Here is a 12,186-nt window from a genome sequence, read left to right on the forward strand (position 1 = left end):
TAGCTGATGTACAAGCTGGCCTTCTTTGTGCCACCGAGCCATGTGGAGCAGGTCAAAAACGCGTTGTTCGCCGCCGGTGCGGGGCGAATCGGCGCGTATGACTGCTGCTCATGGCAGGTGCTCGGGCAAGGCCAGTTTCGTCCGCTGGACGGCAGTCAGCCGTTCATCGGGCAGGCAGGCGAGGTCGAGCAGGTTCAGGAATGGAAGGTCGAGCTTGTCGTGTCAGATGAGCTGATCAGGCAGGCGGTTGCTGCGCTGAAGAACAGTCATCCCTATGAAGTACCGGCTTACGATGTCTGGAAGCTGGAAGATATCTAGCTTCCCTGCAGCATGGCTCGAGATTGGAGCGATCTGCATCACCCCCGCAAAATCTTACGGCCGAATCTCTATCATCGTGCCGTCCTTCACCAGATCCCACACCTCGCGAATGTCGCTGTTGCGCATGGCAATGCAGCCGTTCGTCCAGTCAAGCGTGTGGAAATACCACTCCGGGTAATCGTCGTTGATCGGCGTGCCGTGAATCATGATCATGCTGCCCGGTTTCACGCCTTCGCGGCGGGCGCGTGCGGCATCGGAAATGTTGGGGTAGGAAATGTGCATCGACAGGTTGTAGGCGTCGCTGGTCTTGCGCCAATCGAGCCAGTAGAAACCCTCCGGCGTGCGCTGGTCGCCTTCCTGCAGCTTGGGTCCGTTGGGCGCCTTGCCCAGTGATATCCGGTAGGTCTTCAGCGCCTCGCCACGGCTGATCAGCTGCAACTGATGTGCGGATTTGAGGACCAGCACCTTATCGATGGTGCGGTCCGCGATGTTCTGGGTGTCGACGACCTTCCCGCCAACGAACTTCTGTTCGCTGCCTTTGGGCACGATGGTCTGAGTGAACGCAGCCTGGGACAGCGGCACCACCGACAGGCATAAAACGGCAAGCAACCAACGCATGAAAAGGGTATCCCTGAAGCCTGCGCGGCAATCGCGCATCATCGTTTCGATCAAAGGGTCTTGAGCGGCGGTGTGACAGACAGACAATCGGTGCGTACCTGGAAATCTTGATGCCGCCGGTCGCGGAAAAAACACTCCAGGGTTCGCCTGACCGTATTGAACGCCAGCTCCGACCACGGGATATCCGCTTCGTCGAACAACTTCACTTCAAGGCTTTCGATACCGGCAGCGTACTCCGGTTTGACCAGATTCGAGCGGTAGAAGATATGCACCTGATTGATGTGCGGCACGTCGATCATCGAATACAGCTGCAGGTCCTCGACCTCTGCACACGCCTCTTCAAGGGTTTCCCGGCGGGCGGCCTGCTCGACGCTTTCGCCGTTTTCCATGAACCCTGCGGGCAGCGTCCAGTAGCCCATTCGTGGCTCGATGGCTCGACGGCACAGCAACACCTTTTCGCCCCACACCGGCACGACGCCGGCCACGATGTTGGGGTTCTGGTAGTGAATGGTGTCGCAATGTTCACACACGTAACGCAGGCGGCTGTCGCCCTCGGGAATACGCTGGATGACCTGTTTGCCGCAGTTGCTGCAGAATTTCATGATCGAATCGGGTTCCTGTTGGCAGCGGCTATCTTGAGCTGTAGCGCGGGTGGACGGCAAGAGGCGTCTTGCGCGCGCGGGGTTGTCCTACAAGACTTGGGCGCGTCGTCGCTTTGGTGCATGATGCCGGGCAGGCAACCGATCGAGAATTCCCATGCTGGATGAGCTACTTCACCGTATGAGCAGCTACACGCCGGTGATGCTGGAAACGGACGCGCGCTTCCCCGAGGCCGCCGTGCTTCTACCCATTACCCGCAACGCAGAACCTGAACTGGTGCTGACGCTGCGCGCCAGTGGCCTGTCGACCCACGGCGGCGAGGTGGCCTTCCCGGGCGGGCGGCGTGATCCGGAAGACCCGGACCTGATCTTCACGGCGCTGCGCGAAGCCCAGGAGGAGATCGGTTTGCCGCCTGGTCTCGTCGAAGTGGTCGGTCCCCTGAGTCCGTTGATCTCCAAACACGGTATAAGGGTGACGCCCTATGTCGGCGTTATTCCTGATTTCGTCGAATACACACCCAACGATGGCGAAATCGCGGCCGTGTTCAGCGTGCCACTGGACTTCTTCCGTCAGGATGCGCGCGAACACACCCATCGCATCGACTATGAAGGGCGCAGCTGGTACGTGCCGAGTTATCGCTTTGGGGAGTACAAGATCTGGGGCCTGACCGCGATCATGATCGTCGAACTGATGAACCTGCTTTTCGACAGCGGCATCGACCTTAACGAGCCGCCCAAACGATCGATCATCCACACGCTGAAATCCTGACCCGCAGCCGCCGCCCGAGCATGAGGACTGAGCCATGAGGAGCAAACCATGAAATACCGTCTGGGCGACGCCCGCGTCGATGCGCACGCCAGCAGCTGGATCGCGCCGACAGCCACCGTCATCGGCAATGTGCGTTTGCAGGCCAATGCCAGCGTCTGGTTTGGCGCTGTGTTGCGTGGCGACAACGAGCTGATCGACATCGGCGAGAACAGCAACGTGCAGGACGGCACGGTGATGCACACCGACATGGGGTCGCCGCTGACCATTGGCCGCAATGTCACCATCGGGCACAACGCGATGCTGCATGGTTGCAGCGTGGGTGACGGCACGCTCATCGGCATCAACTCAGTCATCCTGAACGGCGCGCAGATTGGCAAACATTGCATCATCGGCGCGAATTCGCTGATCGGCGAAGGCAAAGTCATCCCTGACGGTTCGCTGGTCATGGGTTCGCCCGGCAAAATCGTCCGCGAGCTGACAGATGCCCAGAAGCAGATGCTTGACGCCAGCGCCGCCCACTACGTCCAGAACGCCCAACGCTACGCGCGTGACCTGGCCCCACAGGAAGATTGATGTCCAGCGCCAAACCCCCCATCCATGCAGCACCCGTCGATGAAGCGCCGATCCATGAAAAGCCGGTCCGCTCGCCCTGTGTGAGCATTTGCGCACTGGACGACGCCGACATCTGCACGGGTTGCCAGCGCACCGTGGCTGAGATCACCGGCTGGAGCCGAATGGACAATCAGCAACGCCGCGCTGTCTTGATCGCCTGTGATGAAAGGGCGAGGGCCGGCGGGATGATGTTTCAAGTCAGTGGCAACAGCCCTCGGCGGTGAATCAAGCCCGCGCCGCTGCATCCCATTTCCCGGCCTTCATGTTAAATTGCGCGCCTTTCTACCTGCGGTTGCTTGCACACGCCGAGCGACCCTCGACCTGCTCCACGAGGACCTGAGATGACTCAAATCGGAACTCCACTGTCGCCGACCGCGACCCGCGTTTTGCTCTGCGGTTGCGGCGAGCTTGGCAAGGAAGTGGTGATCGAGCTGCAACGCCTTGGCGTTGAAGTGATTGCCGTCGACCGTTACGCCAACGCTCCGGCGATGCAGGTCGCGCACCGCAGCCACGTGATCAATATGCTCGACGGCGCCGCCTTGCGTGCGGTCATCGAGTCCGAGAAGCCCCATTACATCGTCCCGGAAATCGAAGCCATTGCCACCGCGACCCTGGTGGAACTGGAGTCCGAAGGCTTCACGGTCATTCCGACGGCCCGTGCCGCGCAGTTGACCATGAACCGCGAAGGTATTCGTCGTCTGGCCGCTGAAGAACTGGACCTGCCGACCTCGCCCTACCACTTCGCCGACACCTTCGAGGACTACAAAAAAGCCGTCGAAGACCTCGGCTTCCCGTGCGTGGTCAAGCCGGTGATGAGCTCGTCGGGCAAAGGCCAGAGCCTGCTGAAAACCGACGCGGATATCCAGAAGGCCTGGGATTATGCCCAGGAAGGCGGTCGTGCCGGCAAAGGTCGGGTGATCATCGAAGGTTTCATTGATTTCGATTACGAAATCACTTTGCTGACCGTGCGTCACGTCGGCGGCACGACCTTTTGTGCGCCGGTTGGCCATCGTCAGGAGAAGGGCGATTATCAGGAATCGTGGCAGCCCCAGGCCATGAGCCCGGTGGCATTGGCCGAGTCCGAGCGCGTCGCCAAAGCGGTGACCGAGGCGCTGGGTGGCCGCGGTCTGTTCGGCGTCGAGTTGTTCATCAAGGGCGATCAGGTCTGGTTCAGTGAAGTCTCGCCACGCCCCCACGACACCGGTCTGGTCACGCTGATCTCTCAGGACCTGTCGCAGTTCGCCCTGCACGCCCGCGCCATTCTCGGTCTGCCGATTCCGTTGATTCGCCAGTTCGGGCCATCGGCGTCGGCGGTGATTCTGGTAGAAGGCCAGTCGACCCAGACGGCGTTCGCCAACCTGGAGCAGGCCTTGAGCGAACCGGACACCGCGCTGCGCCTGTTCGGCAAGCCCGAGGTCAATGGACAGCGCCGCATGGGCGTTGCCCTGGCGCGCGACGAGTCGATCGAAGCTGCCCGTCGCAAGGCCACTCGCGCGTCGATGGCGGTGAAGGTTCAGTTGTAAGCGTCACGCTGAATAAGAAACGGCGCCTTCAGGGGCGCCGTTTTTGTTTCGCGATCACGCACCGTCGATGTCCGGTTTGCTCAGGCAATCGTATCCAGGTCCGCGTGCCGGGTTTCTTTCAGGCACAGCACGGCGATCACGCTGATCAGTGCCGCCGCCGAGACATACCCACCGACCCAGCTCAGGCCACCCATTTCCACCAGCTTCTGCGCGAAGAAAGGCGCGACCGAGGCACCGACGATACCTCCGATGTTGTAGGCCGCCGACGCGCCGGTATACCGCACACGCGTCGGAAAAAGCTCCGGCAACATCGCCCCCATCGGCGCAAAGGTGACGCCCATCAGGAACAGCTCGATCGACAGGAACAGCGTCACCGCCCAGGTCGTGCCGTGGGTCAGCAAGGGCTCCATCAGGAAGCCCGACAGGATCGCCAGCACGCCGCCGATGACCAGCACCGGCTTGCGACCAAATCGATCACTTGCCAACGCGGAAAGCGGTGTCGCCAGGGCCATGAACAGCACCGCAAAACACAGCATCGCGAGGAACGACTCGCGGCTGTAACCCAGGGTTTTTACGCCATAGCTCAGCGAGAAGACGGTGGAGATATAGAACAGCGCGTAGCACACCACCATCGACGCCGCGCCCAGCAGCATCGGTTTCCAGTATTGACCGAACAGCTCGGCAATCGGCAATTTCACACGCTCATGGCGGGCGATGGCCTTGGCGAAAACAGGCGTTTCCTCAAGCTTCAGGCGCACATACAAGCCAATGATCACCAGCACGGCGCTGAGCAGAAACGGCACGCGCCAGCCCCAGGAGCGGAATTGCTCGTCATCCAGCGTCATCGCCAGGGTCAGAAACAGCCCGTTTGCCGCGAGGAAGCCGATCGATGGGCCCAGCTGCGGGAACATGCCGAACCACGCCCGTTTGCCCTTGGGGGCGTTCTCGGTCGCCAGTAATGCGGCCCCGCCCCATTCGCCGCCCAGTCCAAGGCCTTGGCCGAAGCGCAGTACGCAGAGCAGGATCGGCGCCCACGACCCGATGGCGTCGTAACCCGGCAGTACGCCAATCAGCGTGGTGCAGACGCCCATGAGCAGTAGCGAGGCCACCAATGTCGATTTGCGGCCGACACGGTCACCGAAGTGACCGAACAGCGCCGAGCCCAACGGACGTGCGAGAAAGGCGATCCCGAATGTCAGAAACGCCGAGAGCATCTGTGCGGTACTGGACGTTTGTGGGAAGAACACCGGCCCGATCACCAGCGCGGCGGCGGTGGCGTACACGTAGAAATCATAGAACTCGATGGCGGTACCGATGAAGCTGGCCGTGGCGACGCGGGCCGCAGAGTTGGCGGGGCGGGCCTCGCTCTCGTCACGGGTTGGACAGGCAGAAGTCGTGGTCATGGGAAATCCCTGGCAGTCGTATCGCCTGTCAGCGGGAAACGAAGATTCGTACGCGCGCTGCGGCAATCGTTAATTGTTTTTTTGGTCCAGCGCTGAACAGACTAGCCCGGATGCGGGCAAGGCGCGTGGCGTGCTCGGGATGGGAGCGAAGGCCAGGGTGTCGCGTGAGCGGTCAGGCTGTGTGACTGGCCGGATCGCGCATTGTGCGGGTAGCACGCGGATCGGCGGGGCTGGGTAAGCGGATCGATTATAGGAAGGGGATTGGCGCGGAAACAAGTGTTTCAGGGCGCCGCCTGCCTTCTCAGATCACGTCTTTGGTGCGGGTGTTCAACCACACCAACGCCCGGCTGACGCGGTTGTCTTCGGTCTCGAGGATTTCCAGGCGGTAGGGCCCGATCTTCAGGCAGACCGCGCTGTTAGGGATTGTCTCCAGCGCTTCGGTGATCAGCCCGTTGAGGGTTTTAGGGCCATCGGAGGGCAGATGCCAGGCGAGGCTTTTATTCAGATCGCGAATCGACGCCGCGCCGTCGATCACCAGCCGCCCGTCAGGCTGCGGGTGGATGTGCGGGTTATCGAGGGCTTGCTCGCTTTCGAACTCGCCCACGATCTCTTCAAGAATGTCCTCAAGGCTGACGATGCCCAGCACCTCGCCGTATTCATCGACCACCACGCCCATGCGCCGCTGCTGCTTGTGGAAGTTGAGCAACTGCATCTGCAGCGGCGTGCTCTCTGGTACGAAGTACGGTTCGTAACAGGCGGCCTGCAGCGCCTCTTTGGTCAGCTCGTTGCGCGGGAGCAGGTGGCTGATCATCCGCGTGTTGAGCACGCCTTCCACCTGATTGATGTCGTTGTGGTAAACGGGCAGACGGGTGTGGCGGGAAATGATCAGCTTGTCGACGATCTCCTCAATGGTGTCGTCGAGGTTAATGCCGTCGACTTCGCTGCGCGGCACGAGGATATCGTTCACAGTCATGCGATCCAGCGCGTAAATCCCGGAGATCACATGGGCGCGGCCATACTGGCTTTCGTTGTCCTGATAGACCGTCGGGTGCGTGTCGTCTTCGTCATCGTGGGTGTCAGGCCGACGCTTTGACAGAAAAGGGCGCAACAGCGTTTTGGCGATGTTCTTGTAGATCCAGGTCAGCGGCTGCAACAGCCGAACCGGGATACGCAGCACGTTGTTGCCCAGCAGCAGAATGGATTCGGGGCGACGCGCCGCCAGCTTTCGCGGGATGAACTCGGTTATCACGACCAGCACGCTGGCAACACCCAGCCAGGCAATCAGCGGCCCGTGGAAATACCAGTGCCCGATGGCAAGAAGAGTGGCGAGGACGGTAATCAGCGTTTTGAGCAGCGTATTGCCGAGGATAAGGCTGTTGAGGTTGAACGCGAGCACCGGCTTCAGTGGCTCGTTGGAGCGGGGATTGACCGGCATCGCCCGAAGATTGTGGTGCGCAGCCTCGACCGCGCTGAACAGCCCCGACCAGAGCGTCAGCAGGGCCAGGAGCGTAAGCATTGTGCCGACCGGCAGGTTGTCCATGATCAGCGCTCGTCAGATATGCAGAATGTATTCACGAACGAGCTTGCTGCCGAAGTAGGCCAGCATCAACAGCAGAAATCCACCCAGTGTCCAGCGAATCGCTTTGTGACCCCGCCAGCCCAGATGATGGCGGCCCCAGAGCAGCACACTGAAGACGATCCACGCGAGAATCGACAGCAAGGTTTTATGCACCAGATGCTGGGCAAAGAGGTTTTCGACGAACAACCAGCCGGAAATCAGCGACATCGACAGCAACACCCAGCCGGCCCAGAGAAAACCGAAGAGCAGGCTTTCCATGGTTTGCAGCGGCGGGAAGCTTTTGATCAGGCCAAGGGGATGCTTGTTTTTCAGTTGATGATCCTGCAGCAACAGGAGCAAGGACTGGAAGACCGCGATGGTGAACATCCCGTAGGCGAGAATCGACAACAGGATGTGGCTGATAATGCCGTGTTCTTCAATGATCGGCTGCAGTGTGCCGGAAGGCGCGAACTGCGCCATCAGGGTCGTGAGCAGGCCCAGTGGGAAGAGGAGAATCAGGAGGATTTCCACCGGCAGGCGAATGCACGCGAGCATGGTCACGATGATGACTGAAACAGCGATCAGGCTGGCGGCACTGAAAAAGTCCAGACCCAGGCCGATAGGGCGCACCAGTTGGCCGAAAAGCGCACTGGCCTGGCAGGCGACGGCAAGGGTGCCGATCAGGCACAGCAGCCATTTGTCGGCCTTCTGGCCCTGGCGCAGGCGCATACCCTGGTAGACGGTCGCAGCGGCGTAGAAGACAGCGGCGGCGAGGCTGAAGAGCAAACTCGGTGACAAAGGGAACATAGATCCTGTTGGGCATGCCCGAAAGCCGGTGAGTTTGGCATAAAACGCGCATTTCACGAAAGACTACAGAAGCAGACGCCGTGGTGTCCGTGCGCCGGAGTCTTCGCTATAATCCGCGACCTGCTCAAGCCACAGGCTTGCCGATCGCTGTTTCAGCCGCTTTTATAGCGTCACTATTATCAATAGCGATGCTGTAAAGAGCAGGCGTCGCGATTTCGGCAGCCGACTGAACGGCCGCTACGGGCCGGGCCGCATCAATCGGGGTTCAGCACGAACCCAAAGGATCACGCATGTTTGAAAATCTGACAGATCGTCTCTCGCAGACGCTGCGCCAGGTCACTGGCAAGGCCAAGCTGACCGAGGACAACATCAAGGACACACTGCGTGAAGTGCGTATGGCGCTGCTTGAAGCCGACGTCGCCCTGCCGGTTGTCAAAGACTTCGTCAATCGCATCAAGGAACGCGCCGTCGGCACCGAGGTGTCGCGCAGCCTGACGCCGGGCCAGGCGTTCGTGAAGATCGTCCAGGCCGAGCTGGAAGAGATGATGGGGGCGGCCAACGAAGAGCTGACCCTCAACGTCACGCCGCCTGCGGTCATTCTGATGGCCGGTCTGCAAGGTGCGGGCAAGACCACCACTGCCGGCAAGCTCGCCCGATTCCTGAAAGAACGCAAAAAGAAAACCGTGATGCTGGTGTCGGCGGACGTCTATCGTCCGGCCGCGATCAAGCAGTTGGAAACACTGGCCAACGACATCGGCGTGACGTTCTTCCCGTCCGACATCAGCCAGAAGCCGGTCGACATTGCCGAAGCGGCTATTAAAGAAGCCAAGCTCAAGTTCATCGATGTCGTGATCCTCGACACCGCCGGTCGTCTGCACATTGATGCCGAGATGATGGGCGAGATTCAGGCGCTGCATGCGGCGGTCAAGCCGGCCGAGACGCTGTTCGTCGTCGACGCCATGACCGGCCAGGATGCCGCCAACACGGCCAAGGCGTTCGGTGATGCGCTGCCGCTGACCGGCGTGATCCTGACCAAGGTTGACGGCGACGCCCGTGGCGGTGCTGCGCTGTCGGTGCGCGCCATCACCGGCAAGCCGATCAAGTTCATCGGTATGGGCGAGAAGAGCGAGGCGCTGGAGCCATTCCATCCGGACCGTATCGCATCGCGCATTCTCGGGATGGGCGACGTTCTCAGCCTGATCGAGCAGGCTGAACAGACTCTCGACAAGGACAAGGCCGACAAACTGGCCAAGAAGCTGAAGAAGGGCAAAGGCTTCGACCTCGAAGACTTCCGCGACCAGCTGCAGCAAATGAAGAACATGGGCGGCCTGGGCGGGCTCATGGACAAACTGCCAAGCATCGGCGGCGTCAACCTGTCGCAGATGGGCAACGCACAAAACGCCGCCGAAAAGCAGTTCAAGCAGATGGAAGCCATCATCAACTCGATGACCCCGGCCGAGCGTCGCGACCCTGAGCTGATCAGCGGTTCACGCAAGCGCCGCATCGCCATGGGTTCGGGGACCCAGGTGCAGGACATCGGTCGTCTGATCAAGCAACACAAACAGATGCAGAAGATGATGAAGAAGTTTTCGACCAAGGGCGGCATGGCCAAAATGATGCGCGGCATGGGCGGAATGTTGCCCGGCGGCGGTATGCCCAAAATGTAAATCGCAACGCGCGGGCGCTATTCCCGCGCGTTCTTCATTGGGGCGACCGTCCCGGTGGCTTGCTCAGGCAGGCACTCAACGCCGTCATCGCTGACGGCTCCATGGCAGATCTAGATGGCCCGACGGCGTACGCCGGAAAAAGTCATTTGCAAAAATCCGGATATTCCTTAGAATATGCGGCCTTTCGGGCACCCATGCCCGCTGTGCATCTTAGATTTGCAGCACCGACTACAGGAAAATTGTTCAATGCTAACAATCCGTCTTGCCCTTGGCGGCTCTAAAAAGCGCCCGTTCTACCACCTGACTGTCACTGACAGCCGCAACCCACGTGACGGTTCCCACAAGGAACAAATCGGTTTCTTCAACCCGGTTGCCCGTGGTCAGGAAATCCGTCTGTCCGTGAACCAAGAGCGTCTGGCCTACTGGCTGAGCGTTGGTGCACAACCTTCTGAGCGTGTTGCTTCGCTGTTGAAGGAATCTGCCAAGGCTGCGGCCTGAGCAATATGAACGCGACGCCAGCTTCCGCCGACGATCTGATCGTCATCGGCAAGATTTATTCGGTACACGGCGTTCGCGGCGAAGTGAAGGTGTATTCCTTTACTGATCCAACCGAAAACCTGTTGCAGTACAAAACCTGGACGCTCAAGCGCGAAGGGAATGTGAAACAGGTCGAGCTGGTCAGTGGACGCGGGAACGACAAGTTCCTGGTCGCCAAGCTCAAGGGTCTTGATGATCGTGAAGAAGCTCGTCTTCTGGCCGGTTACGAGATCTGTGTGCCACGCAACCTGTTCCCTGAACTGACCGACGGCGAATACTACTGGTATCAGCTTGAAGGTCTGAAGGTCATTGACGGTCTTGGGCAGTTGCTCGGGAAGGTCGATCATCTTCTGGAAACCGGCGCCAACGATGTAATGGTGGTCAAACCCTGCGCAGGCAGTCTGGACGATCGTGAACGCCTTTTGCCCTATACGGAGCAATGCGTGTTGGCAGTTGATCTGGTTGCAGGCGAGATGAAGGTGGAATGGGACGCGGATTTCTAAGCAATGGCCAGCCTGCGCATAGACGTCATCACGCTGTTTCCCGAGATGTTTTCCGCCATCAGCGAATACGGCATTACCAGCCGTGCGGTGAAACAGGAGCTGTTGCAGCTCACCTGTTGGAATCCGCGGGACTACACCACTGATCGACATCACACTGTAGACGATCGCCCGTTTGGCGGTGGCCCTGGCATGGTGATGAAGATCAAGCCCCTCGAAGATGCTCTGGCTCAGGCCAGGCAGGCGGCGGGGGATGCGGCGAAGGTGATTTACCTGTCGCCACAAGGCCGCAAGCTGGATCAGTCTGCGGTACGCGAACTGGCGCAGGAAGAAGCACTTATCCTGATTGCCGGTCGTTATGAAGGCGTCGACGAGCGTTTCATTGAAGCTCATGTCGATGAAGAGTGGTCGATTGGCGACTATGTGTTATCTGGCGGTGAGCTGCCGGCCATGGTCCTGATAGATGCGGTTACGCGACTGCTGCCTGGAGCTTTAGGGCATGTAGATTCCGCGGAGGAAGATTCCTTCACGGATGGTCTGCTGGATTGCCCGCATTACACCCGACCGGAGGTGTATGCGGATCAGCGTGTTCCCGACGTATTGCTTAGTGGCAATCACGCACACATCCGGCGTTGGCGTTTACAGCAGTCCCTTGGGCGGACCTATGAACGACGCGCCGATCTTCTGGAAAGCCGCTCGCTTTCTGGAGAAGAGAAGAAGCTGCTGGCGGAATACCTCCGCGAGCGGGACGATAGTTAACGTATCGATGGTAAATCCAACCGGTTTACCTTAGGAGCACAGCATGACTAACAAAATCATCCTTGCACTCGAAGCAGAGCAGATGACCAAAGAGATCCCTCCCTTTGCCCCGGGCGACACCATTGTCGTTCAGGTGAAAGTGAAGGAAGGCGACCGCGCTCGTCTGCAGGCGTTCGAAGGCGTTGTTATCGCCAAGCGTAACCGTGGTGTGAACAGTGCTTTCACTGTTCGTAAAATCTCCAACGGTGTTGGCGTTGAACGTACTTTCCAGACCTACAGCCCGCAAATCGACAGCATGGCTGTGAAACGTCGCGGCGACGTTCGCAAGGCCAAGCTGTACTACCTGCGTGACCTGTCCGGTAAAGCAGCTCGCATCAAGGAAAAACTGGTTTAATCCCAGTCTTCCCATGCGAATGAAAAAGCAGCCTACGGGCTGCTTTTTTGCTTTCTGGCATTGGGTTTTGTCCCGCATTCGCAGGTATGAAAAACTCCCCCTCGCTTTTCACCACTCAAGTC

The 12,186-nt window shown here is 59.6% G+C and carries 15 protein-coding genes; 10 read left to right on the top strand and 5 right to left on the bottom strand.

Annotated elements, in window-relative coordinates:
- The first annotated feature begins 6 nt into the window (after window positions 1-6).
- Window positions 7-318, top strand: coding sequence for a Nif3-like dinuclear metal center hexameric protein (locus FX982_RS12395; protein WP_172610866.1), 312 nt, complete (start codon window positions 7-9; stop codon window positions 316-318).
- Window positions 319-372: 54 nt separating this feature from the next.
- On the opposite strand, the gene FX982_RS12400 is transcribed toward FX982_RS12395, so the two are convergent.
- Both FX982_RS12400 and FX982_RS12405 read right to left on the bottom strand, forming a co-directional pair.
- Complete coding sequence (locus FX982_RS12400; protein ID WP_074892288.1) at window positions 373-936, bottom strand: L,D-transpeptidase family protein; 564 nt, start codon at window positions 934-936, stop codon at window positions 373-375.
- Between the two features lie 50 nt (window positions 937-986).
- A complete protein-coding gene (locus FX982_RS12405; RefSeq protein ID WP_172610868.1) occupies window positions 987-1,538 on the bottom strand; it encodes an NUDIX hydrolase in 552 nt (183 codons plus the stop codon).
- Window positions 1,539-1,692: 154 nt separating this feature from the next.
- Here FX982_RS12405 and FX982_RS12410 point away from each other — a divergent pair, with 154 nt between their 5' ends.
- The 4 genes from FX982_RS12410 (at window position 1,693) to purT (ending at window position 4,439) form a co-directional block, all read left to right on the top strand.
- Complete coding sequence (locus FX982_RS12410; RefSeq protein ID WP_172610869.1) at window positions 1,693-2,304, top strand: CoA pyrophosphatase; 612 nt, start codon at window positions 1,693-1,695, stop codon at window positions 2,302-2,304.
- A 48-nt stretch (window positions 2,305-2,352) separates the two neighbouring features.
- On the top strand, window positions 2,353-2,877 hold the full coding sequence (locus FX982_RS12415) for a gamma carbonic anhydrase family protein (protein ID WP_172610871.1): 525 nt from the start codon (window positions 2,353-2,355) through the stop codon (window positions 2,875-2,877).
- On the top strand, window positions 2,877-3,140 hold the full coding sequence (locus tag FX982_RS12420; RefSeq protein ID WP_172610873.1) for a DUF1289 domain-containing protein: 264 nt from the start codon (window positions 2,877-2,879) through the stop codon (window positions 3,138-3,140). Before FX982_RS12415 ends, FX982_RS12420 begins: the two co-directional genes overlap by 1 nt.
- A gap of 117 nt (window positions 3,141-3,257) precedes the next feature.
- Window positions 3,258-4,439 carry a formate-dependent phosphoribosylglycinamide formyltransferase gene (purT, locus tag FX982_RS12425; RefSeq protein ID WP_172610874.1) on the top strand — a complete coding sequence of 394 codons (1,182 nt, stop codon included), beginning with the start codon at window positions 3,258-3,260 and terminating at the stop codon, window positions 4,437-4,439.
- 80 nt (window positions 4,440-4,519) lie between these two features.
- On the opposite strand, the gene FX982_RS12430 is transcribed toward purT, so the two are convergent.
- The 3 genes from FX982_RS12430 to FX982_RS12440 all read right to left on the bottom strand — a co-directional run bounded on the left by FX982_RS12430 (window position 4,520) and on the right by FX982_RS12440 (window position 8,207).
- Window positions 4,520-5,842, bottom strand: coding sequence for an MFS transporter (locus FX982_RS12430; RefSeq protein ID WP_172610876.1), 1,323 nt, complete (start codon window positions 5,840-5,842; stop codon window positions 4,520-4,522).
- Window positions 5,843-6,143: 301 nt separating this feature from the next.
- Window positions 6,144-7,382, bottom strand: coding sequence for a CNNM domain-containing protein (locus FX982_RS12435; protein WP_172610877.1), 1,239 nt, complete (start codon window positions 7,380-7,382; stop codon window positions 6,144-6,146).
- A 12-nt stretch (window positions 7,383-7,394) separates the two neighbouring features.
- On the bottom strand, window positions 7,395-8,207 hold the full coding sequence (locus FX982_RS12440) for a cytochrome C assembly family protein (protein WP_122623423.1): 813 nt from the start codon (window positions 8,205-8,207) through the stop codon (window positions 7,395-7,397).
- Between the two features lie 290 nt (window positions 8,208-8,497).
- On the opposite strand from FX982_RS12440, the gene ffh reads away from it, so the two are divergent.
- The 5 genes from ffh (at window position 8,498) to rplS (ending at window position 12,064) form a co-directional block, all read left to right on the top strand.
- On the top strand, window positions 8,498-9,874 hold the full coding sequence (gene ffh / locus FX982_RS12445) for a signal recognition particle protein (RefSeq protein ID WP_172610879.1): 1,377 nt from the start codon (window positions 8,498-8,500) through the stop codon (window positions 9,872-9,874).
- A 246-nt stretch (window positions 9,875-10,120) separates the two neighbouring features.
- A complete protein-coding gene (rpsP, locus tag FX982_RS12450) occupies window positions 10,121-10,372 on the top strand; it encodes a 30S ribosomal protein S16 (protein ID WP_037012442.1) in 252 nt (83 codons plus the stop codon).
- A 5-nt stretch (window positions 10,373-10,377) separates the two neighbouring features.
- Entirely contained in the window at window positions 10,378-10,914 is a 537-nt protein-coding gene (gene rimM, locus FX982_RS12455) for a ribosome maturation factor RimM (protein ID WP_037012440.1), read from the top strand.
- Between the two features lie 3 nt (window positions 10,915-10,917).
- Window positions 10,918-11,670, top strand: coding sequence for a tRNA (guanosine(37)-N1)-methyltransferase TrmD (gene trmD / locus FX982_RS12460; RefSeq protein WP_172610881.1), 753 nt, complete (start codon window positions 10,918-10,920; stop codon window positions 11,668-11,670).
- A gap of 43 nt (window positions 11,671-11,713) precedes the next feature.
- On the top strand, window positions 11,714-12,064 hold the full coding sequence (gene rplS, locus FX982_RS12465; protein WP_037012438.1) for a 50S ribosomal protein L19: 351 nt from the start codon (window positions 11,714-11,716) through the stop codon (window positions 12,062-12,064).
- The last annotated feature ends 122 nt before the right edge of the window (window positions 12,065-12,186 follow it).

It is taken from the genome of Pseudomonas graminis, assembly GCF_013201545.1.
Taxonomy (GTDB): Bacteria; Pseudomonadota; Gammaproteobacteria; order Pseudomonadales; family Pseudomonadaceae; genus Aquipseudomonas.